Origin of the sequence: Streptomyces orinoci (assembly GCF_003121295.1) — a bacterium.
GTDB lineage: Bacteria > Actinomycetota > Actinomycetes > Streptomycetales > Streptomycetaceae > Streptomyces > Streptomyces orinoci.
In genome coordinates this window covers 79,867-103,368 of record NZ_PHNC01000042.1, presented here as the reverse complement: position 1 = coordinate 103,368, position 23,502 = coordinate 79,867, and the positions used below count along the sequence as shown (strand labels likewise).

Annotated in this window: 19 protein-coding genes and 4 pseudogenes; 14 read left to right on the top strand and 9 right to left on the bottom strand. The window is 71.8% G+C overall.

Going from position 1 to position 23,502, the window contains the following annotated elements; translation table 11 throughout:
• Position 1 precedes the first annotated feature (1 nt).
• Positions 2–283 carry a hypothetical protein gene (locus tag CV755_RS33540; protein WP_109284680.1) on the bottom strand — a complete coding sequence of 94 codons (282 nt, stop codon included), beginning with the start codon at positions 281–283 and terminating at the stop codon, positions 2–4.
• Between the two features lie 279 nt (positions 284–562).
• Between CV755_RS33540 and CV755_RS36850 the strand changes: the two genes are divergently transcribed.
• Complete coding sequence (locus tag CV755_RS36850; protein WP_277751895.1) at positions 563–697, top strand: hypothetical protein; 135 nt, start codon at positions 563–565, stop codon at positions 695–697.
• 641 nt (positions 698–1,338) lie between these two features.
• On the opposite strand, the gene CV755_RS33530 is transcribed toward CV755_RS36850, so the two are convergent.
• Positions 1,339–3,876, bottom strand: a complete 2,538-nt coding sequence (locus CV755_RS33530) for a SpoIIE family protein phosphatase (RefSeq protein WP_109284676.1) — start codon at positions 3,874–3,876, stop codon at positions 1,339–1,341.
• Here CV755_RS33530 and CV755_RS33525 point away from each other — a divergent pair.
• The 6 genes from CV755_RS33525 (at position 3,875) to CV755_RS33500 (ending at position 11,212) form a co-directional block, all read left to right on the top strand.
• A complete protein-coding gene (locus CV755_RS33525) occupies positions 3,875–4,786 on the top strand; it encodes a class II aldolase/adducin family protein (RefSeq protein WP_109284840.1) in 912 nt (303 codons plus the stop codon). The two genes, CV755_RS33530 and CV755_RS33525, sit on opposite strands and share 2 nt — an antisense overlap.
• A gap of 190 nt (positions 4,787–4,976) precedes the next feature.
• Entirely contained in the window at positions 4,977–5,714 is a 738-nt protein-coding gene (gene cseB / locus CV755_RS33520; protein ID WP_164503335.1) for a two-component system response regulator CseB, read from the top strand.
• Between the two features lie 5 nt (positions 5,715–5,719).
• Positions 5,720–6,973 carry a sensor histidine kinase gene (locus tag CV755_RS33515; protein WP_241561553.1) on the top strand — a complete coding sequence of 418 codons (1,254 nt, stop codon included), beginning with the start codon at positions 5,720–5,722 and terminating at the stop codon, positions 6,971–6,973.
• A gap of 165 nt (positions 6,974–7,138) precedes the next feature.
• The gene (locus tag CV755_RS33510; RefSeq protein WP_109284674.1) at positions 7,139–7,417 is read left to right on the top strand and encodes a hypothetical protein; all 279 of its coding nucleotides are present in this window, start codon (positions 7,139–7,141) and stop codon (positions 7,415–7,417) included.
• A gap of 360 nt (positions 7,418–7,777) precedes the next feature.
• Entirely contained in the window at positions 7,778–8,551 is a 774-nt protein-coding gene (locus CV755_RS33505; protein ID WP_109284671.1) for an ABC transporter ATP-binding protein, read from the top strand.
• 96 nt (positions 8,552–8,647) lie between these two features.
• The gene (locus CV755_RS33500) at positions 8,648–11,212 is read left to right on the top strand and encodes an ABC transporter permease (RefSeq protein WP_109284670.1); all 2,565 of its coding nucleotides are present in this window, start codon (positions 8,648–8,650) and stop codon (positions 11,210–11,212) included.
• 564 nt (positions 11,213–11,776) lie between these two features.
• Here the strand turns inward: CV755_RS33500 and CV755_RS33495 are convergent.
• A pseudogene (locus CV755_RS33495) lies at positions 11,777–11,947 on the bottom strand (transposase); the annotation flags it as partial.
• Between the two features lie 638 nt (positions 11,948–12,585).
• A pseudogene (locus tag CV755_RS36545) lies at positions 12,586–12,966 on the bottom strand (recombinase family protein); the annotation flags it as partial.
• 558 nt (positions 12,967–13,524) lie between these two features.
• Here CV755_RS36545 and CV755_RS34425 point away from each other — a divergent pair.
• Positions 13,525–13,857, top strand: a complete 333-nt coding sequence (locus CV755_RS34425) for a hypothetical protein (RefSeq protein ID WP_153068797.1) — start codon at positions 13,525–13,527, stop codon at positions 13,855–13,857.
• Here CV755_RS34425 and CV755_RS33480 read toward each other — a convergent pair.
• Complete coding sequence (locus CV755_RS33480; protein WP_109284666.1) at positions 13,844–14,599, bottom strand: MBL fold metallo-hydrolase; 756 nt, start codon at positions 14,597–14,599, stop codon at positions 13,844–13,846. The two genes, CV755_RS34425 and CV755_RS33480, sit on opposite strands and share 14 nt — an antisense overlap.
• Before the next feature lie 29 nt (positions 14,600–14,628).
• Entirely contained in the window at positions 14,629–15,435 is an 807-nt protein-coding gene (locus CV755_RS33475) for an alpha/beta fold hydrolase (protein WP_109284664.1), read from the bottom strand.
• Between the two features lie 111 nt (positions 15,436–15,546).
• On the opposite strand from CV755_RS33475, the gene CV755_RS33470 reads away from it, so the two are divergent.
• Entirely contained in the window at positions 15,547–15,969 is a 423-nt protein-coding gene (locus CV755_RS33470; protein ID WP_109284662.1) for a MarR family winged helix-turn-helix transcriptional regulator, read from the top strand.
• A gap of 205 nt (positions 15,970–16,174) precedes the next feature.
• On the opposite strand, the gene CV755_RS33465 is transcribed toward CV755_RS33470, so the two are convergent.
• Positions 16,175–16,738 (bottom strand): TetR/AcrR family transcriptional regulator, encoded by a 564-nt coding sequence (locus tag CV755_RS33465; protein WP_109284660.1) that lies wholly within the window; start codon positions 16,736–16,738, stop codon positions 16,175–16,177.
• 90 nt (positions 16,739–16,828) lie between these two features.
• Between CV755_RS33465 and CV755_RS33460 the strand changes: the two genes are divergently transcribed.
• Entirely contained in the window at positions 16,829–17,917 is a 1,089-nt protein-coding gene (locus CV755_RS33460) for a saccharopine dehydrogenase family protein (protein ID WP_109284658.1), read from the top strand.
• A gap of 163 nt (positions 17,918–18,080) precedes the next feature.
• Here CV755_RS33460 and CV755_RS33450 read toward each other — a convergent pair.
• Positions 18,081–18,353: pseudogene (locus tag CV755_RS33450) on the bottom strand (Tn3 family transposase); the annotation flags it as partial.
• A gap of 305 nt (positions 18,354–18,658) precedes the next feature.
• Between CV755_RS33450 and CV755_RS33445 the strand changes: the two are divergent.
• The 4 genes and pseudogenes from CV755_RS33445 to CV755_RS33430 form a co-directional block, all read left to right on the top strand.
• Positions 18,659–19,135: pseudogene (locus tag CV755_RS33445) on the top strand (transposase); the annotation flags it as partial.
• Positions 19,136–19,482: 347 nt separating this feature from the next.
• On the top strand, positions 19,483–20,106 hold the full coding sequence (locus CV755_RS33440) for a helix-turn-helix domain-containing protein (protein WP_422070634.1): 624 nt from the start codon (positions 19,483–19,485) through the stop codon (positions 20,104–20,106).
• A gap of 91 nt (positions 20,107–20,197) precedes the next feature.
• Positions 20,198–20,470 carry a DUF6308 family protein gene (locus tag CV755_RS36540; RefSeq protein WP_109284656.1) on the top strand — a complete coding sequence of 91 codons (273 nt, stop codon included), beginning with the start codon at positions 20,198–20,200 and terminating at the stop codon, positions 20,468–20,470.
• Positions 20,471–21,445: 975 nt separating this feature from the next.
• Positions 21,446–21,943, top strand: coding sequence for a WS/DGAT domain-containing protein (locus CV755_RS33430; protein ID WP_161968797.1), 498 nt, complete (start codon positions 21,446–21,448; stop codon positions 21,941–21,943).
• A gap of 23 nt (positions 21,944–21,966) precedes the next feature.
• On the opposite strand, the gene CV755_RS33425 is transcribed toward CV755_RS33430, so the two are convergent.
• Positions 21,967–23,082, bottom strand: coding sequence for an SDR family oxidoreductase (locus CV755_RS33425; protein ID WP_161968796.1), 1,116 nt, complete (start codon positions 23,080–23,082; stop codon positions 21,967–21,969).
• Positions 23,083–23,502: the final 420 nt, after the last annotated feature.

Sequence of the window (23,502 nt, the reverse complement as noted above, 5' to 3'; positions counted from 1 at the left end):
ACTAGCGGTCGAGCACGGTCTGTTGACGCCGGGCGAGCTCCCTCCCGGTGCGCTGCGCGGTGCGGGCATCGGGGAAATCGACGCCGCGCTCCTGGAGGAGAGCGCTCACCGCCCACGGGGTCCGGACGCCATCGACGAGCCGGTGGAGGTCCGTGTGCGGATCGAATGCCCCCAGCCGGCTGTCCTGTTGCCGCCCGGTCAGAAATCCGTCGAGAGCCAAGGCCCACGTGGCCGCCTGGACTTGGGACAGGTCGGTGAGGACGGAATCGATGTCGAGCGTCACCGCGCGGATCCCGTCCGGCAGCGCGGGGCACGTCGGCCGAGCGAACCGGTTCCGGGGCGGGTGGGCGCATGGGGGCCTCCTCGGTCGCTGATGGGTCGGCTGTCATCACACCGTCCGTTGGGCCCGCCGCTCCATGGGCCGGGTGGCCCTGCCGTGCCGCCACCGGGCCCGGTGGCGGTTGGTGACACGGGGCCCGAACGGGCCGCACGGGTATCCGTTCGGCCCTTCGCGACAAGCCGCGGCCGGGCGGAGGCTGACGGCAGATCCGAGGAGGACACCGTGAGCAGCATGCAGACCCGGCCCGACACCGACATCGAAGTGGAACTGCGCGGGGACATCCCCGTGGCGGCGGCCGCGGGCCGCTCCCTGCCCCGGGCGTCGCGCCGGTGCACCGGCACCCGGCGCGGCCGGTAGTCCGGCCAGGGCGCAGCCGGGCCCGCCACCGGTCCATGGCGCCGGTGACGCTCGCCTTCGACCACGTGGCGATGCCCCGTGCGCCGGAGGGCAACGGCGGCAGTGGGACGCCGCCCCCGGCACCTTCGTCCTCCGGGCGACCGCCGGCCGTAGCGGCGAGGGGTCCTGTGCCGCGGGGACGGTGAGCTCGTCGCGCCATGCCTCGCCGAACTCACGGAAGTCCCCGGCGTGTTGGGTTACCCGGTCGGCTTCCCTGCCGCGCGCAGAGCCCATGCCCCGCCCCGGTACGAGGCGGGCCGTCCCGACCGGATGCGGCACATCCGTGCGGCGGTCGGCCGTCTGCCCCGGCTCGCCCGGCCGGCGAACTCGGCGATCAGCTCCGCAGGCGCCCCCCCCGGATCGGCAGCATCACGTCCCGCAGCAGCGTCGCCACGTCTGTCGAGGTGTCCGAGCCGGGCGTCAGCCGGAAGGCGGGCATCGAGTGTGTGAGAAGTCGCGCTGCGGCCCGGCTCCTGTCGGCCAGGGCCGCCTCCGCTGGACCGTACCGCACGAGCGAGACCGGCCCGGTCCGGCGGGACACCATGGTGTTACGGCTTCAGCCCGCTTGCTCAGCCAGGCGCCGATGGCGGCCCGAACTCGGCTCACCGGTAACGGGTGAGCAGCAGGGCGGTGTCATCGGAGCGGAGCGGTGAGCTCCGGGCCCTGCCCAGCAGGCGGTCGGCGAGCTCCTCCAGACTCCCGGCCGGGGCGTGGGCCAGGGAGGCCCGCAGCCGGTCGATGCCCAGACCGATGTCGCAGCCGCGTTCCTCCACCAGGCCGTCGGTGTAGAGGGCGAGGATCGAACCCGGCGGCAGGTCCACCCCGGTCTCCGGGTAGGTGCTGCCGTCGTCCACGCCGAGGAGCGGGCCGCTCGCCAGGTCCAGGACCTCGGCAGTGCCCTCGGGGTGGCGCAGCAGTGGCGGACAGTGCCCGGCGCTGACCGCGAGCGCCCGGTCGGTGTCCGGCTCGATGCGGATGTAGCAGCAGCTGGCGAGCAGCCCGGGGTCAAGATCGGTGAGCAGCCGGTTGGTTCCGGCCAGGACGGCACCGGGGGAGTGGCCGGCCGTGGCGAACGCCTTCACCGCGCTGCGCAGTTGGCCCATGGTGCCGGCGGCGGCGACGCTATGGCCCTCCACATCCCCGATGACCAGGGCGACTCCGTCCGTGGTGGGGATGACGTCGTACCAGTCACCGCCGATGTTCATCCCACTGGTGCCGGGCAGATAGCGGCCGGTGATGCGGATGCCGGGCAGCTCGGGCAGCCGATGAGGCAGGAGTGCGTTCTGCAGCCCGTGGGCGAGAGCCGACTTGGTGTCGTAGAGACGGGCCCGCTCCAGTGCCTGGGCGATCAGTCCCCCCAGCGCGGTCAGGCTGCTGCGGACCTCGGCGGTGAAGCGCTGGGGCTCGTCGAAGCCGAGGACACAGGTGCCCACGGGGCGGTTGGACGCGATCAGTGGCAGGCAGGCCCAGGCACCGGCATCCGTCACCGGGCCCGCCGGACCGCCGCCGGTGAGTTCCTGTCCCGACTCGATGAACCGCGGTACCCCGGAGACCAGCACCTGAGGCCCGGGCAGCGGGGCATCGAGGGGCTCACCCTCCGGCCCGTGCGGCAGGAGCCCTCGGTGACCGGTATGGAAGAGCAGATGGAGCCGGCCCTCGTCGATCACATGGATGGCCAGATGCTGCCCGCCGAAGGCCGGCAAGAGCTGATGGGCGACGACCTCGCACACCTCGCCGGTGGTGACCGCCTCGGTCAGCGCGCTGCCTAGCTGAAGGACGTGGTAGATGGCACCCAGGCGGGCCGGTGCGGCTCCGTCCTCCGGCGGCGCTCCCGCCGCCGGGGGCGCGGACCGGTTTCCGGCGGGCCCTGGGCCGGTCTGCTGACCGAAGGCCACGGCGGGTCCGGCCTGGCCCGCCGGCGGTTGCGGTGGCTGCGTGGGCACAACCCTGCCGGTCACCCCTTGGGCGTCGGGGTGGAGGGAGAAGGCGAGCCATTGGTCCGGCGGTCGGCGGGCCAGGAAGGCGGTGGGCTGCTGCGAGACCATCGCAGCCCGGTGCCGGTCCTCGAAGGCCGGATCCGACAGCCAGGGCAGGACCTCCCACGGACAGCGGCCGGCCAGCTCCCCGCCGGGTACGCCCAGCAGCCGCTCCAGGCTGCGATTGGCGTAGGTGGTCCGCCCGTCCGGGTCGAGGGAGAACAGCCCGTCCCGGAGCCGCTCCACGGCGGTGACCGCCGTCGTACCGGCTCCGGCGTCCAGCACGCCGCCGACCAGGTGGGCCCGTGCCTCCCGTCCCGGGGTCTCCGGTACGCGGCCCCAGAGCTCCACGTCGCGGTACCCCTCGCCGGCCCGGATGCGCAGCTGCCGGGCGAGGACCCGGCCGTCCGTGGCGGCTGCCCGCGCGGCGGCCCGCAGCGCGGCCCGGTCACCGGGGTGGAGCCGGGAGGCCAGGGTGTCGGCCCGGCCGTCGAAGGCGTCGGGCGCGAACCCGAAGATCGCGCACAGCTCGTCGTCGGCCACGACGGCACCCGTGTCGAGCTGCCAGTCGAACAGCCCCACCCGCACCGCCCGGGCGGGCGGCGCCGAAACCTCGACGGGCACGGTGCCGGTGCCGCATTCGACGCTGTCGCCGTGGCACCGGAGGGCGGAGCCGAGCCGGTTGGCGATGGTCCGCAGGTGGCGGAGCCGGGCTCTGGAGAGCCCCGGGTGCCCCGGCGCCGCCGCCCACACCACCGCCAGCGCCCCCAGGCGCTCCGGCCCCGCCCGCACCGGCACCGATGCCGAACCGAAGGCGTACGGCAGGGCCACCGCGAGCTGGGGGTAGCGGCGCATCGTCTCGTCGGCGTCGGCCAGGTGGACCGTGCGGCCGGACCGGTAGGCCACCGCCACCGGAATGGGGCTGTTCACCGGGATCAGCCGCCACCTGCCGAGCAGGGAGGGCGGGGTGCCGCAGGTGGCGGCCAGCACGATGGACCGACGGTCCACGGAGCGGAGGAAAACACTTCCGGACTGTGCGCCGGTCTCCTGGACGGCCTTGCCCACGGCCGCCGCCAGCAGTTCCTCGTGCTCCGCGTGCGGGTTGGTGGTCATACCGTTGCCGACGCGCGGCCCCGCCCGCTCCGTCGGCTCGCGCCGACCCATGTCTCCTCGTGTACGTCCGGGTGACGCCGGTGTCAAGGCGAGCTCGGCGATCACGGGGAGGCCCCTTGGGGCGCGGGGCGGCTGTGTCCTGTGGCCGTCACTGGCACCAGCACCGACAACCTGGTCCGCACCCCGGCACTGGGTGGCGCGCTCGCGACCGGCCTCCGTGACGCGGGCCTGCCTGATGCCGGGCCACGGTCTGGTGGCGGTCGGCCGCGACCTGGCCCATGCGGTCATGTGCGCGATCCTCCTGGAACGTGCCTGCCGCATCCTGCTCACTGCCCGGGCCATCCCGCGCCACTGGACCAGCCATCAGGAGTGCCTGGAAAAGGACGCGGTGGCCTGGCATGGCAGCCTGATCGACGCCGGATGGCGGTACCGGCAGCGCCGGTTCGCGCTCCGCCAGGAGTCAGCCGGCCCAGGCCGGAATCCCTGGCCTTCAGGCCAGGGAGCACGTCAATCGATGCTCGATGTTTCGCTGCAGAACCTCACCGTCCGCGAGGTGCCGGGCAACCGGGGCGGCGCACTTCCGCGGTCCCCGCCTTCCGGTTCGGCGGCGCGGCGGTGGTTCCCCTTGCCCTGCTGCTGCTCTACCACGCGGCGCCTCGGTCGGCCTTCGCGCCGTGGCGGGTGGCTCGGTGCTCGCTGCCGCCCACTGGCCCACCATCCACCGCCCGAACGTCAAGGAGGCCGCCCGGCCCTCCCCGCGACGGGTCGCCGTGCGCCGCGCCCAGGGAACGGCCGGGCCGGGCCCTCTCTGATCCCGGGGCAGCGTGTCGTTCGGCAAGTTTGTATCCGGCGCGTATCAGGGAGCGCTTGGTTGCCCATCGAAGAGGCGCGTCGGCCCGCGGCGAAGGCAGGCACACAGGAGCCGAAGCGCCCCGCGGCACACGGCAATCCGGGCCCCTGAACCCGGCCTGACCTGGGCATTGACCGGCGGCGGAGGTTGCCGGACGGTTACCGCGCATCCGCCGTCGGCTCGTTTGCCGCACTCGCTGCCTGCCGTATCGTTCCGTTCGGGTCGCCGGGCGTATGTGAACTCGCGAGTGCCACCGCGACCGCCGTCTCACCCGGACCGTCCGAACAGGAGTCACCCGCCCGTGTCCTCGTCCGCCCCGGCTGGGGCCCTCTCGCGCCCTGTCCGTGTGCTGCTGGTGGAGGACGACGACCTGATGCGCCGGTCCTTCACCGTCGCCCTTGAGCGCTACGGCTATGAGATGAGGGCCGCGGCCGACGGGCTGGAGGGTCTTGAGCTCTTCCGGGACGAGGACTTCGACCTGCTGATCCTGGATGTGATGCTGCCCGGGCTGGACGGCATCGGCCTCTGCCGCAGGATCCGGGAGACCAGTCTGGTGCCCGTTCTGATGATGTCCGCGCGTGGCGACGGGCTCGATGTCGTCGCCGGTCTGGAGGCCGGCGCGGACGACTACGTGGTCAAGCCCGTGGACACCTATGTGCTGGTGGCTCGCATTCGCTCGCTGCTGCGGCGGGCGACCTACGCGGCCGCCCCGGGGCCCGAGCGCGCCGCGGTGGAGGGGCCGTCGGCCGGGGGCGAGGTGCTGGTCTTCGGGGACCTGACCATCGACACCGGAGGCATGGAGGTGTTCATCGCCGGAAGCCCGGTGGCGCTGACCCCGACCGAGCTGAAACTGCTCCTGGAGTTCGCCGCTCACCCGGGCCTGGTGCTGGAACGGCATACCCTGCTGCGCAACGTCTGGGAGTACGGCTGGGACGGCGACAGCCGCGTCGTGGACCTGTGTGTGCAGCGGCTGCGCAGGAAGCTGGGACGGGACCGGATCGAGACGGTTCGCGGCTTCGGCTACAAGTTCAGGCGCTGAGGCCGGTGCGCCTCTTCCACCGGCTGTGGTCCGCCCGCGCGTCCCTGCGCTGGAAGATCGCCGCGCTGGCCGCCGTCACCGCATGCCTGGTCGCGGCGGCGGTGGGTGTGCTGGTGCATGTGTGGACCGCGGGAGACATCCGCTCCCGGGCCGAAGCACAGGCGTTCAACAGCGTGTACTCGGCCATGGACGTCTACCGGCGCACCGGAACGCTCGCGGACGGCGCCGAACTCGACCCGGCCGAACTGCCCACCGCGCTGCGCCACCCGGCGGACGGCGACCGGCACACCGCCTACGACGGGCGCGTCAACGGAAATGTGGGGCCGAGTGTCTGGGCCGCCCAGCGGACCGGCGGCCCGGGCAGCCGGGTGCTGGCCGTCCGGGCCAATATGAGCAATGACCTCCACACCCTGCGCCGGCTCGATATGACCATGGCGGTGGCCTCGCTGGTCGCGCTCGCGGCGGCGGTGCCGCTGGCGGTCTACGGGGCCGGGCTGGTCGGCCGCCGGCTGCGGCGGGTCTCCGAGACCGCTGGCCGGATCTCCGCCGGCGACCTCGACGCCCGGACCGGGCCGGTCAAGGGCGGCGACGAGGTCGCCGACATCGCCGCCACCGTTGACCTCATGGCCGACAGCCTCGGCCAACGGCTGCGCAGCGAGCGCCAGTTCACCGCGGACGTGGCCCACGAGCTGCGCACTCCCGTCGGTGGTCTGCTGGCCGCCGCCGACCTGCTGCCGCCCGGCGAGACGGAGGATCTGCTGCGGGCCCGGGTGCGTGATCTGCGCGGCCTGGTCGAGGATCTGCTGGAGATCTCCCGGCTGGACGCGGGCGCCGAACAGCCGGTCCGTGCCCATGTCCCGCTCGGCGAGGTGGTCCGTGAGGCCGTGGCCCGTACCGGTTTCGACACCGAGGTCACCACCGCCGGAACGGAGGGTGTGACGACCGTGGAGACCGACCCGCGCCGCCTGGAACGGATCGTCGGCAACCTCGTCGTCAACGCCCACCGGCACGGGCGGGCCCCGGTACAGGTCACCGTCGAGGGCCGTACGGTCGTCGTACGCGACCACGGCCCCGGCTTCCCGGCGGACCTGCTGCTCCACGGCCCGCGTCGCTTCCACACGGGTGCTACGGAACGCGGCACCGGCCACGGCCTGGGCCTGACCATCGTCCTGGGCCAGGCCCGGCTTCTCGGCGCCGAGCTGCGCCTGGACAACGCCCCGGACGGCGGCGCCGTTGCCACCCTGCGCCTGCCCGCCTGACCGCCCGGCGCACGCACCCGCACGGCAGAGCCGCTACGGAGCGGCGCGGACATCGATACACGGTGGCGCAGGCCCCGATACGTTCCCCGGCCACCCTTGGGAGTGCACCGTTTCGTACTCGCCATTGAAACGGACCCATGAATCCCGAGGCCCGAGGAAACCACCGTGAACACCTCTGACAACGCATCCCCCACCCGGCCGAGCCGGAGCGACGTCGCCGCCCGCGCGAAGACAATTGTGTTCAGGGGCATTTGGGGCGTCGGCGCACTCGTCGTCCTCGCCTCCGTGCTGCTGATCGTAGGTGCCTTCACCGCGGACCCGATGGCGGGTGAGTCATGGCAGCCCGCCGGCGTGCTCGGCCTGATCGGGCTGTGCCTCGGCGGAACCCTCCTGATCGTCGGCATGCTGGCCCGGTCCGTCGTGCCGAAGCCGGGACGCCGATAACGGCCCGGGAACGGGCCGATCGCTCGGCCGGGGCCCCTCGGGCAGCGCCTGTGACGTCCACGCCCGGGCGCGCCGGGCGGTCCCGTCATGCCGTTGTACGGCTCGGTGCGGCCGGCCGGCTGCGGGCCCGGTGCCGGCCTGGGGCCGCCGCACCCCTGCCCCCGCGCATCAGGGATGAGCAGGGGCCGTCCGCGCGCCACAAAACCCGTCGCCCGCATCCCCGCAGAACTGCTGCAAACCGGCGCGGACATCGATACATGGTGGCGCAGGCCCCGATACGTTCCCCGGCCACCCTTCGGAAAGCACGCTTCCGCACCCGAAGAGGAGTCCCTTGTGACCGCCGGCCCCCTTGCATCGCACATGCCGCGCCCGACGAACGGAATCGCCGCCGCGACCACCGACCTCTCCAAGGTCTACGGCAGCGGCGACACCCGGGTCGTCGCCCTGGACCGGGTCAGCATCGCCTTCCGGGAAGGAGAGTTCACCGCGATCATGGGCCCGTCCGGCTGCGGCAAGTCCACCCTGATGCACTGCGCCGCCGGGCTCGACTCGCCCAGCTCCGGCTCCGTCCGCATCGGCACCACCGAACTGAGCACACTCAACGACCGGCAGCTCACCAAGCTGCGCCGGGACCGGATCGGCTTTGTCTTCCAGGCGTTCAACCTGCTGCCCACCCTGAGCGCGCTGGAGAACATCACACTGCCGCTCGCCATCGCCGGACGCCGCCCCGACCAGCAGTGGCTGGATCGCGTGGTCGCCATGCTCGGTCTCTCCCAGCGCCTTGGCCACCGGCCCGCCCAGCTGTCCGGCGGGCAGCAGCAGCGGGTCGCCGTGGCCCGCGCCCTGGCCTCCCGGCCCGCGATCGTCTTCGGCGACGAGCCCACCGGCAACCTCGATTCCCGCGCCGGGGCGGAGGTCCTCGGCTTCCTGCGCGACTCGGTGCGTGAGCTGGGCCAGACGGTGGTCATGGTCACCCACGATCCCGTCGCCGCCGGCCACGCGGACCGCGTGGTCTTCCTCTCCGACGGCCGCCTGGTGGACGAGATGACCCGGCCCACTCCGGACCGGGTCCTGGACCGGATGCTGCGCCTTTCCGGGGAGAACCCGCAGACCCCCGGCGTCCGCTCCCGCTGAACGCACCGGCCGGCCCGCTCCGCTGCCCCGAGCCCGTCTCCCCGGCGGCGGCCGCACCGCGTATGCCCGTACCCCCAACACTGCCGAAAGTCCCCCATGCTCAGAACAGCCGTGCGCAACCTCATGGCGCACAAGGCCCGCCAGTTGATGACCGTCCTCGCGGTCTGTCTGGGCGTCGCGTTCGTCAGCGGCACCCTTGTCTTCGCCGACTCCACCACCGCGGCCTACCGTGCGGCCGCGTCGAAGAGCTTCGCCGGCGTCGCGGCCACCGTGACCGCGAAGCCTTCCCCGCCCGGCGCCGCCGCGGACCGGCAGGCCGACGTGCTCGACGACGCGCTGGTGCGGAAACTCGCCTCTGTGCCCGGTGTCGCCGCCGTGCGCCCGTCGGTCGAGGGTTCGGCCACCCTCAACGCCGCCGACGGCACTCCGCTGCGGGCCGACCAGGCGTGGGCGCATTTGGCCGCCGCCTATGTACCGGGCAAGGACGGCAAGGACGGCCGCTACCCGCTCGTCAAGGGCCGCGCTCCCGCGAACCGCGACGAACTCGCCGTGGACAACGGCACCGCGGCCACCGGTCACTTCCGCATCGGCGACCTGGTCACGCTGGCCACCGACGGCCCGGTCATGACCAAGCGGCTCGTCGGCATCGTCACCACCAAGGACACCCGGGTGACCGCCGGCGGCACCCTCACCCTGTTCGACAAGGCGACCGCCCAGAAGCTGTTCGCCACTCCCGGCCACTACACCGGCATCGACCTGTCCGCCACGCCCGGCACCAGCCAGACCGAGCTCTCCCAACGGGTCACCGCCGTACTCCCGGCCGACCGGGCCGAAACCACCACCGGCGCCGCCCAGGCCGCCCAGCAGAGCGTCCTCGTGGACACCCTGACCCGGGGCTATACCAAGCTGCCGCTGGTCTTCGCCGGGGTCTCGCTCTTCATCGGCTCGTTCCTGATCGTCAACACCTTCACCATGCTCGTCACCCGGCGCACTCGTGAGATCGCGCTGCTGCGGGCGATCGGCGCCTCGCGCCGTCAGGTGTCCCGCTCGGTCCTCCTGGAGGCCCTCCTGGTCGGCCTCGTCGCATCGGCAGCCGGCTTCCTGCTCGGTCTCGGGATCGCCCGTGTCCTGCCCGACATCCTGAGCACCGGCGCGGACCCGCTGCCCCGTGGCCCGCTGGAGATCGGCCCGCGCTCCGTCGCGGCGGCGCTCGGCGTGGGCGTGGGGGTCACCGTGCTCGCCGCATGGCTGCCGTCCCGAAGGGCGGCGAAGGTCGCGCCCGTCGAGGCGATGCGCACGGCCGGGCAGCCGCCGTCCGCCAGGCAGTCCCGGCTCCGCGGCATGGCGGGCCTGGCCCTCCTGGTCTTCGGCGCCGGCCAGTTGATCTCGCTCACTGGGGCGAAGGACGCTTCGGAGGGGAACCTGCGGAGCGCGATGCTGGGCTGTGCCGTCCTCGTCGTCGCCATGATCGTGCTGGCGCCGGTGCTCGCGGCCCCCGTGATCCGGCTGACCGGACGCCTGACCGGCCGCCTCGGGATCACCGGCCGTCTCGCCCGCGAAAACGCCCTGCGCGACCCACGGCGCACCGCGGCCACCGCCGCCACCCTGATGATCAGCACCGCGCTGGTGGCCGGGCTGGCCGTCATCGGCGAATCCACCTCGCAGGCCCTGGACCGGCAGGCCGCGGCCGGTCTCGGCGCCGACTATGTGATCAGCTCCCGCACCCCCACGACCGGCATCGACCCGGCCGCCGTGCGACGGGTGGCCGGCACCCCCGGGGTGCGGACCGCGACCGCCGTCGCAGGCTCCACCCTGGTCATCGGCGGTGGGGTCCGGAACATCTCCGGTGTCGATCCCGAGACCGTGAAGGACGTGATGAAGCTCGACCTCACCAGCGGCTCCCTCGCGGACCTCGGGCCGGGCCGGATCGCCCTCTCCAGCACCATCGCGCGGGAACACGGTCTGAGCGCGGGCAGCACGATCAACGCCGGCCTGGGCCGCGGCCAGGACCTCGAGCGGTACGCCGTCGTGGCCGTCTACCAGGACAACCCCATCGCCCAGGACGCGCTCGGCGCCCGTACCGAAGTACAGCGGAACAGCTTCAAGCCCGGCTCCGTCCAGCGCATCCTCATCCGCACCGACGGCGGCACGGTCTCGAAGACCATCGAGAAGCGACTGCGCACCGCCGTGGGCAACAGCCCACTGCTGAAGGTGCAGAACCGGGGGCAATTCGTCCGCGAGGCCGCCGGCACGATGGCCAATCTGCTGACCCTGATGTACGGCCTGCTCGCCATCGGCGTCGTGATCGCCTCGCTCGGTGTGGTCAACACCCTGGCCATGTCGGTCGCCGAGCGCACCCGCGAGATCGGTGTGCTGCGAGCCATCGGTATGGACCGCGCCGGCATCCGGCGGATGATCCGCCTCGAAGCGGTGACCGTCGCCGCGTTCGGCACTCTGCTGGGCCTGGCAGGCGGGCTGTTCGGCGCCTGGGCGGTCGGCGCGCTGGCAAATGGAGCGATGCGGCAGTACTCCCTGGCGCTGCCCTGGGGCACCCTGCTGCTGATCTGCCTGCTCTCCCTCGCGATCGGCGCACTCGCGGCCGCCGTGCCGGCCCGCCGGGCAGCCGCCCTGAGCCCGCTGGAGGCGGTCGCGGAGGCATGACGCGGGGCCCGGCCCGCCACATGGGGTCCGGCAGGGCCCGGGTGTGGCGGGCGGGCGTCGCCTGATTGCTTTCCCTGCGAGCCTTTGCGCCCACGCCCAGCGCTCCGACGGCAGAGGGAGAGCCCTACGCAAGCATCAAGTTGGGAGTCCCGGCGCTTGAGCACTTCGAGATCGCCGGGATTGGGTCTGCCGACACGGCACCGGGCCAATGCGCTGATTCGTAGCGTGGTCCGACCGGTCACCTTGCCGCGCCTGCCGTTCTGTTCCGACCGTCTTCATCGCCGGTGGCGCGTGGCGCCGGTCCCGAGTGTCGCGCGAGCCGATGTGCCGATTCGGCCGGTGACGCAGCCCCGCGATGTCGGTGAACTCGGCGCCGGACAGGCCGAGTTCCCTGGTGACCGTGCGCAGCAGGTCAGCAGTTGTCTTCAAGTGATCTCGCGGCTGCGGGATACTGGGTTGGACTGGCGTGGGGCGCGATCACGAGGTGATTGAGGTGTCACTGCGCCCTCGCGTTCCCGGCGAGGTTCCGCCCCAGACTGCCGAGGCGGCCCGTCTGGCGTTTCCGTAGGCGGTGGCCACCACCGAGATGAGGGCCTGCGCGGCCCGGCGGCGGCGTTTGAGCAGCCAGGCGGGGAAGTAACTGCCCTTGCGGAGCCTGGGAATGGCCAGTTCGACGGTGCCGGCTCTGGTGTCCCACTCGCGTGGGCGGTAGCCGTTGCGGTGGTTGACGCGCTCGTCGCCAATGGGCTCAGCGGGTCGTGGGAGAGACTACGGGCCGTAGCTGCCAGCAGGTGAGCACTTATACGGCCTAGGGGAACATCGGTACAGCGGTTAACGCTAAGCCGGTGATCATGGTCCCGCTGGTGTGAGCGCGCTGACGCGGTTCTCGTATTCGCGGCGCGCCTTGCGCTGAGCAGGGACCGCGGGAACGCCGTGGCCGCCGTCGAGGGGCTGGCAGCGGGCGAGGAGTCCGAGGTGCACGGCGGGGACGGCGCTGACGCGCAGGGTGTAGCCCTGGCCGCGTCGTACGGTCCCCCCTGGTCGAGGGCATCCCGCTCGGCCGGGTCCAGTTCGGTGGTGCGGAGGAAGTCGGCGACCTTGCCGGGCATGTCGAGGGCGACCGGCAGCTCCGGTGCCGGGGAGTCCTCCTCGATGGCGGTGTGGTCGGGCAGGAGGTCGGCGACGGCTGTGCGGATCGCGCCGCGGCTGACGCTGTGGTCGCGGGCGCGGGCGGCGATGGACCGGCCTTCCAGGTACGCGGTGCGGACGTCGGCGGTCTGTGCGGCCGCCACGGCAGGGCGGCGTCCGCCTCTGCTGCCCTTGGCCTCGGCGGCGCGCAGTCCGTCGTAGGTCAGCTCGCGCTGGAGGTCGCGGTGGAGTTCGCCGGCGGCGGCGAGGGTCTGCACCATGAACTTCACGGTGGACAGCAGCTCTCCGGTGCGCGGGTGGCGGGCGATGAGGTCCATCGCGGAGAACGCGCCGTCGTGGATGCGCAGGGCGAGCCGGTCGCGGTGCAGGACGTCGAGCACGTCGAGGATGTGCCCGGTGCCGCGTACGAGGCGGAACATCTCGGAGATGTGCACGGAGTCGCCCGGCCGCGCGTAGGTGAGCAGCTCACCGAACTTCGGCCGCTCAAGCGGGTGGAGGCGGCTGGAGGTGCCGGCCTCTTCCTCGAAGACGACCGGGTCCTCGATCCCGGCCTCGTGAAGGACGAGGTTCTGCCGGGCGGTGGACTGCTGGTCGGTCGAGACCATTGCACCATCCACCTCAACAAGGCCGCCGTCGAGCTCCTCGCCCAGGATTCGGAGATGGTTCTCCAGGCGCTGGAAGCGGCCGCCGTGGGCCTTCCAGAGATTGATGAGCTCCTCTCTCCGCTGGAAGCCTTCATCAGGGCCGAGGCGACGACGATCGAGGCAGTCTCCGACGCTACGAGCAACGGTCAGGTCGCGCTCGTTGGGGTCTATCCCATCCCTGTCCCTGTCGCTCAGTCCGACGAGGACTACGCCTGGGACGCCCCTGACATACTCCGACGCCGGCGGGACCGCCTCGGCGGACAGACAACCCCCATCCGGCCCGCCAGCCGCCTGCACCCCACGCAGCGTGCGGCGGGCCGGATTCGTGAATGCGTTTGGCCAGGATCTCCGCGTCCTGGGCATCGGCGGTGAACCGGCCGGGCGCCGTTCCGTTCGGGAAACATCCCATGCGCAACGACATTGAGCTGAACGGGTGACGGGCCGGACAATCACGCCTTCAAGATCATCCCGTGGCCCCTTTTGGGCTCACCCCGGCGATACCCCCACGAGGAGCCGATCGTGCTGGACGGCGGCAGCACCGAACAGATCAGCCTCGGTCTCTTCCCCGCCAACAGCCACAGCCGGCGCGCCTCGATCCCCGCCGAGCGAGCAGCCCGGCTCACCGAACTCGGCATGCGCGGCAGTAGGGCCGTGGGCGCGCAATCATCTGGATGCGCAGCCTCGGCCCTGCCACTTGATCACGACTCCGAACAGGCCTTGGGGGCCGGCAGCGGCACGGCTTTCACTGGGCGGGAGGCTGTCGGGGATCTGGGGCATGAAGTGTGCCTGTCGACCGCCGGCTCGTTCCCGGATGTTGGTTCGGTGCGGTGTCCGGGGTTCAGGGGACGGTGACCGCGACGCCCGGTAGGACCAGGCGGACGTCGATGTCGGAGGCGATCCGGGCGACGGCGTCGGCGTAGTGGCGGGGATCCTGGTCGGCCTTGGTGATCATCTGGTCGCCCAGCCTGCCGCTGTGGAAAGCGTAGTGGTGCGGCACGGCCAGGGTGGGCCGGAGCACGGAGGTGAGTGCGGCGGCGTCCTCGGCGTTCATGACGACCTGAGCCAGGTTCATCGGCCGGATGCACAGGCCGTTGACCGGCAGGATCGCCAGGTCGATGGGGCCGAATCGCTGCGGGATGGCGTCCATTTCGGGGACTCGCAGTGAGTCGCCGCCGAAGAAGACGGTGCGGTCGCCGGCCTGGATCACGAAGGTGACCTCGTGGACGCCGTGAGCGCCCGGGGTGGCCGTCACAGTGAGGCCGGCGACCGTGGTGGACTCCCAGGCCTCGATGGCACGGATGTCGCGGAAGCCCTTTCCCCGGGCGATGGTCGCGACGGTACCGGGCCCGATCAGGGGTGTGGTCAGGTCGAAGCCCGCGGCGACGAGGGCGTCGAGGTCGCAGTGGTCGTAGTGCTCGTGGCTGACCACGAGCGCGTCGATCGGGCCCAGGGCGCGGGCGGTCCAGTGGAGCGGCTCACCCGGATAGTAGGTCGCGCTCTGGGTGAACCACGGGTCGGTGAGGATCCGGAGGTTCCCGATCTCGATCAGCTGGCAGGCGTGAGCGATCCGGGTCACGGTCAGGGCAGTGCGCATGCTGGACCTTTCCCTTCCTGGGGTGGATGTCATCGCCGGCCGAGGTCGAGCAGTGCGCCTAGCAGTTCCTCGGGCGTCTCGACCTGCGGCAGGTGTCCGGTGCGGGGGAGCAGGGTGAACGTCGCCATCGGGATGGCCCCGGCGTAGGCGCGCCCATAGGCGGGGGTGACGATGCGATCGCTCTCGCCCCACAGCACATGGACCGGCAGGTGCAGGTCGCCAAGCCGTCCGGCGAGCGTCGGGTCCGACATCGTGGGACCGGTGTAGCCGATCAGGGCGCGCACGTCCGGACTCGGACCGCTGCCGTTGCCGCCGGCGTTCGGCGGAACCGGTGCCTTGTTCGGATCGTGGAAGGAGAGGGCCTGGAGCTGCGCCGGGGTCAGGCCGGTGACGTCGGTCGGCGGATGATCCTCGACCTGGATGCCGATGCCGTCGATGATCACCGCGCCGCTGACGCGGGGGCTGCGCAGCAGGGCTATCTCGGCCGCCAGCCAGCCTCCGAAGGAATTGCCGACCAGCGTCACGTCCTGCAGATCGAGTTGGTCCAGCAGTGCGACGTAGGCGCGGGCCAGTGCGGTGACGTCGGTCAGCGTGTCGGGCTTCGGCGTGCCACTGAAGCCGGGGTGGGTGGGCAGCAGGACGCGGGAGTGGGTCCGCTCGGCGAGCAGGTCGGCGAAGCCCGCCATGGTCGCCGGCCCGCCTCCGCCGTGCAGGAGCAGGAACGGCCGTGTGCGGTCGCGGTCCTGGAGTGTGATCTCGGTCGGGCCGCCCGATTCGACGTCGACGGTGCGGGTGCGGGTGGGCCGGAGAGTGCCGGCCGGTACGGGTGCGCTCATCGCTCCAACTCTCTTCAAGAGGTTCGCGGGTCCACAACGAGCTATATAAGCAACCTTATATCAGGATGCTTATATACGCAAGCTGAGTTCTCCCGGGTTACGATCTCCCCTATGAAGCACCGCCCAGCAGAGGTCGCCCTGGCCATCAAGCGCCTGCAGTACCGTCACCATCGCGCGCTCAGCCGCGCCCTGGCCCCGCTCGGCCTCTCCCTCGTGCAGTGGGACACCCTTCGTCACCTGCACCAGCAGCCGGATGCTTCACTGCACGACCTGGCGGTGCTGACCTTCCAGACCGACCAGTCCTTCGGCTCCCTCGCGGCCCGGATGGCCGACCGCGGCCTGATCGAACGCGTCCCGGGGCCCGGCAGGGCGGTCAGGCACCGGCTCACCCAGGAGGGCGAGCGCTTGCGCGCAGCAGGACAGGAGGTGGCCGAAGCCATCGTCGAGTCCTCGTTCAGCGCCCTCTCGCCTGCCCAGGTCGACCAACTCGGTGACCTGCTGGACGCCGCCCTCAGCTCCGACCCCACCGCGTAGCCACGCCCTCGGCATGCAACGGGCCGATCCCCGCATGCGAACAGGCAGAGCACCAAGCTCGCCGCGGCCCCCGGCTCGCAGCCATGAGCACCAGCGCAACCCGTCGAGTGGCGACCCGCACGGGCGCAGCCCTGCGGTTGCCGACGCTCGATGAGGTCATCCTGCCGAAGTCGACGCGCCTCGGCCGGCCTCGTCTCCTGCAGGCTCAGATGGCCTCGGTCAGCACTGCGTGGAGTGCGTCCTCGGCGCCGTCGAAGCACCCGATGAAGGGCCCCTCGCCGTTGGCCCAGCGACCGAATGCCTCCTCGGAGACGATCGCGGCCACGCGTGCGGCGAGGTGTGCTTCGACAGGCGTGGCTCCGCGCCGTTCCAGGGCGTCTTGAAGCGCGGCGGTGACATCGGCCGACTTACTGCGCTCGCGCTCCAGCAGCTCCGGACTGGACTGGATGATCGCTCTGCGCCGCCCGGCGTCGGTGGCCATCGCACTGATCTCCGTGCCGACCTCGCGGAGAGCCGACAGCGCCGCGCGCAGCGGCGCCAGTTCGGGATCCGCGGCGAGCACGGCCTTGGCCACGGCGGGTGGCAGCCGCTCGGAGCCGGCGAAGAGGATCTCCCGCTTGTCCGGGAAGTACCGGTGGAAGGTCCGCCGGGTCAGCCCCGCCCGCTCCGCGATCTGGGTCACCGTCACGGCGTCGTAGCCGTGTTCGCCGAACAGGTCCAGTGCCGCCTTGCGGAGGCGTTCCGCAGCTCCAGCGTCCCAACGTGCCATGCCCGCATCCTACCCATGGGGATGTCTCAGTGTGACATCGGTGTTAGCCTGGTGATGACACAGTGAGACATAGCGTAGAGTGGAAGCTTTATGACACAGGGTGATATCTGGATTCTGGGGGCCACCGGCCGGGTAGGCCGGGCCGTGGCGGCACAGCTCGTGGCGGCCGGTGCCGTCCCCGTACTGGTCGGGCGCGATGCCGGTCGACTGCGCAAGGCCGCCGCCGACCTCGGGCTCCACGCCGATGCGAAGATCGTCGTCGCATCAGGGGCGGACGCCATGGCGGCGGAGATCACCCGGCAGCGGCCCGCCGTGGTCGTCAACACCATCGGCGACTACGCCAACAGCGCCGTCCTGCTCGCACGCGCCTGTATGCCCGGCGGCCACTACCTCGACCAGGCCAACGATCCGACCGCCTTCCACCGCCTCTTCGCCCTGCACGACGAGGCCATCGCGGCGGGAAGCACCCTGGTGACCGGCGCGGGGTTCGGCGTCGCCGGAACCGAGGCAATCGTGGCGCGCCTGTGCGCGAACCGTCCCGTCCCGAGCCAGGTCCGGGTCGACGCCTTCGCCTCGGTCGCCGTCGAGGAAGGAGTGCTCGGCGCCGCCCTTGCCACCAGCATCGTGGACGGCTTCGCGATGGGCGGACGCCGTTACGAAGGCGGCCAGTTGGTCAGGACCCGCCTCGGCGGGGAGGTCCACCACTGGACCCTGCCCGACGGCGAACGCATGTCCTCGGTCGCTGTTCCCTCCGGTGAACTCATCGCAGCGCACCGGGTGAGCGGAGCCCTCACAGTGTCAGCAACGTCCGGCCTCATCCCCGAGTCGCCCGCCGTGCGCGCTGTCCTGCCGCTGCTGTCGGCGATCCTGCGGATCCGGGCCGTGCGGACCTTCGCGATCGGCCGGATGTCCAGGATCAAGGCCAAGACCGCCCCGCGCCCGCGCCCCCACACCTGGGGCCATGCCGTCATCACCTGGCCCGACGGCACCGTCCGCGAAGGCTGGCTGCGGACCGGCGACGCCATGGACTTCACCTCCGCCGTAGCCGCGCAGACGGCACTCCAACTCACCGCGGGCAAGGGACGCCCCGGCGCGCACACCCCGGCCGCAGCCCTCGGCCCCGACCTCGCCATCGCCGCCGGAGCCGACTTCGTCGACGACGCCCTCCCGCGAAGCTGAGTCAGCCGGTGGGGCCACATCCTCCTGCCGGTCGTCCTGATCGGCATCGGCCTGCTCATCCTCATCGAGGGCGGTGCGTTCGGCCTGTAGACCCGGACAGCGCAGAGGGGGGTGGCGCCCGGCCGAGTGCCACCCCTCGTCCGTGCCGCTGCCGCTGCCCGTCTCAGTCCGGGTCGCCGTCGTCGTCCTCGTCCGGCTCGGGCGCGTCCGGGTCGCGCAGCGGGCGCAGGGCGCCGGCCACCGGGACGGAGGCGGTGAAGCTGTAGCGGCCGAGCAGGTTCAGGTTGCGGTGCTTGAGCGGGGAGAGCCGGGCGATGTCCTCGTCGCGGATCTCGTGGTCCTCGGCGCGGAGTTGGGCGACGGCGGCGTCGATGTACTTCGTGGTCCACAGCACGATGGCGTTGAGGACCAGGCCGAGCGCGCCGAGCTGGTCCTCCATGGACCTGGTTGGTGACCAGGGAACCGGCGACTTTCAGCATGTCCGGCCAGTGGGCGATCACCTTGTTGAGGTTCACGCGGTTGCGTGCCAGGTCCTCCAGCGCACCGTTCCAGCTCCGGCTGGGTCGGCTCCTCGTTGAACTTGCCGTACGCCGCCGCCTGTTCATCGGTCAGGAACTCCACTGGCATGAGCGCGAAGTTATCGGCGCCCGCAGCCTCTCAGAGATCTTCTGTCGAACCCCGCCGCCGGGCCTGCCACCTGTGCTAGACGCCATGATCACCGGCTTAGCGTTAACCGCTGTACCGATGTTCCCCGAGGCCGTGATAGCGGGGCAGGCGTTGGCCAGCGGTCTTTCCGAGGTGACCTGGCGCGAGGGCAGCAAGGGGATGATGGCCTCGCGTTTTGGGCTGCTGCGGGTGCGGCCGGCGGGCAAGCAGGCCCTGAAGGCCGCCCAGGAAGCAGGCGGCGGCCATTACCGGTGGGACGGCGTGCTGCCCGCGAGAACGGTTCTGGTCGAGTGGCCCGCGGGCGAGGCCGCCCCGAACGGCTACTGGGTCACCAACCTTCCTGATGGCACACCCGTCGGGGATCTGGTGCGGTGGGCGAAGATGCGCTGGCGGATCGAGCACGACTACCGCGAGCTCAAACACGGCCTCGGCCTGGACCACTTCGAAGGACGCAGCTGGCGCGGCTGGCACCACCACGTCACCCTCGTCACCGCCGCCCAGGCATTCCTCACCCTCCACCGGCACGACCCCAAAGCCCCCACACCGGTCTGACCCTCTACCAGGTCCTCGACACTCTCCAGGACCTGCTGCGGTGCTGGACCGGAACCTGCACCACCTGCGGCCGCCCCCTCCACAGAACCAGACACACCCCGACCTAACGAAGCACTACTGGTGTGATGCGCCCGAAATCGCGGGCTTAAGTCTGTAGCCTGTTTTCATGTCCCGGGGCCCCGTGTTGTTGAAGTCGGGCTGTCTGCTGAGGAGTTCGCCGAGTTGAAGCGCTGGGCGGGCGGGGCGGTGGAGCCTCGCCTCGCCGAGTGGGCGCGCATCATTTTGGCGTGCGCGGACGGTGTGCCGAATGTGCGTGTGGCGGCGGACCTCAAGGTGGCCGCGGACAGGTGAGGAAGTGGCGTTCGCGGTTTGTCGCGCGGCGGATGGCGGGTTTGGCGGATGCGCCGCGGCCGGGCCGGCGCAAGGCGGAACTGGTGCTCAGCGAGGCCGAGCGGGCCCAGTTGACGCGCTGGGCGAGGCGCGCGAAGACCGCGCAGTACCTCGCGCTGCGCGCGAAGATCGTGCTGCAGTGCGCGGAGGGCGGGATGAACAAGCAGGTCGCCGCCGAACTCGGCGTGAGTGAACAGTCGGTCAACCGCTGGCGGGCCCGCTTCATCGCCCGCCGGCTGGACGGGCGGATGGACGAGTGCCGTCCGGGGCGGCCACCGTCCATCATGCTCGACCAGGTCGAGGACGTCGTCATCGCGACGCTGGAGTCCACCCCGGATAAGGACACGCACTGGTCGCGGGCCTCCATGGCCGCCCGCACCGGGCTGTCGAAGTCCACCATCGGCTGGATCTGGAAGCGTGTTGTGGGTGACCTGCGTCGCTACTACGGGGTCGGTCTGTCGGCCGGCGCGGTGCCGTTCACCGGCAGCCGGTTCGAGCATCTGGCCGGTGGGGGAGACCGGCCGGAGCCGCCGACCGGATCACGGCGGAGGACCTGGTTGCGGTGCAGACCTTGTCGGTGACCGTTCTTGGCTTCTGTCGCGCTGGACCTTTTGGAGGGCCGCCTCGGCGCGCAGTTGTCCGGTCTGCTGCAGGCCCATTCCCTGCATCGACATGGTCGACGCCGAAGCGGACGTCTTGGCCGAGGGCTCGCCGGCGGACCAGGCCTGGCACCTCCTCTGCGCCCAGTACGGAGTTGACTGGGTGATCGCTGGGAAGCTCCTGGTGCGTAAGCGTCCGCGGCTGCTGCCGGTCTACGACAAGGCCGCTTGGCCCGCGGACCGAACTCGCCGTGGATGCCTACCGGATCCGGGGGCAGGGGGCGGATGGGGGACATGCGACCTGGGCGCGGTCAGGGCCGGGGTGGTCGCAAGGCGCCCGCGATGACGGTGGCAACCATCTTGCGAATGGCGGCGGGATTTGGCGAGGAGCCCCCCCGTCTCCATAGCGGCGGGCTTCGGCCTGTTCGTCGTTCTACTCCACGCGGATGGCGCCGACTGCCGTTGCGGGCTTCGGCGGGTGGTCTTTGTGGTGTCGGGTCCGGTGGCCGGGGGTCAGGAGCGGGGGAGGGGAGCGTGCCGTGGCTGCCGATCACTGGTCGGAGGAGATGCGGGGGGATTTCTGGGCGCGGGGGTGGGCCGCCTATGAGCGGCGTCATCCGTCGGATTCACTGGTCATCGCGGAGGCACTGCTGTGTTCGGGGATCCCGCCGGCCCGCGAGGACCTGCGGAGGATGGTGGCGGCGGTCGGTGCGATGGTTCCGGTGTCCGTGGAGCCGGGTCTCGGCCCGGTCGAGGATCCCGACCGTTACTTCCATGAGGTCAATGCCGGAGCGGGACAGGGGGAGCGGGGCCTGCGCGCCGTGCTGGGTCCGCTGGCGGTGGCGCCCTTGCCGCCGGCGGGCGCCGACATGTGGCTGGTGCGGGGGTATGAGCCCGGGGCATTCGCCCTGGTGCCGCGGGTCCATCACCGGGTGGCGGACGGAGTGGGTGCGAGCGGGATCGTTGGGCCCGTGTCGCCCGGGAGCTGGGCGGTGCCGGGGCGCCCTCCGCGGAGCCCGGACCGGAAGCGGGGGACGGGAAGCCGACCGGAGCACCCGCGGGCCTGCTGGGGGGCGTGCGTGCGGCTCTCCTGCTGGCCGATTTCGTCCTCGGCCTCCCGGCCGCCGCACCGGTGGCACCGGTGCCGTGCCGGGCTCGGGGCGAGGCACCGCGACACATGTGGGTATACGCCCGCGAAGCGCGGCTGCGTCATGCCGGAGCCGCTTTCGGTGCCAGCATCAATGACGTCTATCTGGCGTGCCTGGCAGGGGCGTTACGGGCGTGGTACGGGCGGGGGGAAGGCCGGCCACGCGGTGCAGTGATGGCCGTGATGCCGGTCAGCATCCGCGCCGGGGAGGAAGGGGGGTCTGCCGGTAACCGGTTCCTCGGCGCCCGGGTGCGGCTGCCGCTTGACGAACCGGATCCCGTGCGCCGGCTCGCGGTGGTGGCGGAGCGGACCAGGACGGCGCGGCGGCGGATCTCCCGTGCGGAGGCCGAGGCCCTGTTGCGCCGGTGTCCACGGGCCCTGGCTTCTTGGGTGCTGCGGCGCAGTATCCATCCCCGGCTGTGCTCCCTGCTGGCCACGAACGTGCCGGGGCCGCTCGGAGGACTGCGGTTGTCCGGTTGGCGGGTGGATCATGTGGTTCCCTTGTCGTTCCTGCCTGCCGGGCACGCCGTGGCGGCGGTGCTCATGGAATACGGTGGTGAGGTGTGCGTGTCGTTCACCGTGGACCGGTCCCTGTCGGCGGCCGAGGACCTGCCGGGGCTGTGGCTGGCGGCGCTTGACGAACTGTGCGCGGCGGCCGGCCCGGCCCGTTGACCGTCGGTCGGGGGCACCGGACATCAGCTCCACCCGGGGGCGAGTCCTCGTGCGAGGTAGCCGGCGTCCACCGGCGGGGGACCGGGCGGAACCCCCGGGCAGCTCAGCAGCCGGGTGCGGTCATAGGTGCGGCGATGGCCGGCGTACCCCAGCAGGTCGCCGTGGTTCTGCCGGACGTACCTCTCCAGGGAGGACGGGTCGGGGACCGCCGGAGTCAGTTCCACGATCAGTCCGGGATGGCTCGACTCGAAGGCTCGGGCGATGGTGGCGAGGGGCGTGTTGACCGGGTGAGTGACATGGACGGTGAGGACGCCGGGGGAGCGGTGGGCGGCCGCCGCGCAGAGCATGGCACGGACGGCGTGGTCGGCCTGCACCAGGTTGAGGGAGCCGTCGGGCGGGCCGGGGAAGCGGAACCGCAGCACGCCGGCCCCCCGGCACCCGGAGAGGGCCAGGTCACCCGCCGGCGTCCGCGCATGGAGGGCTTGGCGCACATGCCGGGCGAGCGTGCCCAGGGGGTGCTGCGCTAGCCCGTCGGGAACGAACCGGTCCTCGACGACCACACTGGGGCGGACGACGGTGACCGTGCGGCCGTGCGCCAGGGCCCAGTGGCGGACGAGCCGTTCGGCGGTGAACTTGCTCTCCTCGTACGGAGTGTGGAAGCCGGCCCGCTCGGACAGATCGTCTTCCAACACGTGCCCGGCCGTGCGGCGCCCCGCTACGAAGGCGGTGCTCAGATAGATCAGGCGGGCGGCCGGGGCCCGGTCGGCGAGCCGCAGGACCCCGCGGGTGCCCAGGACGTTGACCCGGTGGATGGCCATGGGGTCGCCGTGCTGGGCCGTCGAAGCCGCACAGTGCCACACTTCCGACAGGCTGTCGGTGATGACCGTCAATTCGGCGGAATCCAGGCCGAGTTGCGGCTGTTCCAGGTCCGCTTGCAGGCAGCGGATCCGGCCGAGGGCGCCGACGGGCAGGGCACGGGGGCCGTCGAGCCATTGCATGGCAGTGCCGATGCGTTCGCGGAGCACCGCGGGTGTGTCGCGGCCGAGGAGGACAAGGGGCTCGGTGTCCGTTGCGGACAACAGATGGTGCAGGATCCGGCTGCCCAGGTAGCCGGTGGCGCCGGTGATCGCGATCGCCACGGGGTCTCCCTTCCGCCGGGCCACGGGACGTACCGGGGTGCGCACCAGCCGTCTCCGCTGTGCCGTCGCCGGGATGCGGCACGGGCAGGCTGCCCAGTGCGGGCCGTGCGGGCCCGTGCGAGGTGTGCGGGCGTGCGAGATGGCCGGGGTGTGCCAGGTGTTCGCAGCGGCGGAGGTGTGCGAGGTGTGCAGCGGGCCCGGGGAGCGCACCGGTCAACTCCCTCACAGAGTGCGCGATTTCACCCGACGGATGCCGGAGCCTCTCCCACATTCACCCATGCGGGTGACCCTGATGTGTCCATGGTTGGTTCCCCCCGGCGTGTGAAGAATCAGGTGGGGGCATCAACGGAGACCGGTCCGGACGCGGGCGCCGCCGCTCCGGTCGCCGCATTCCCCGCTCGAACCGGCACTCGGGTTGTC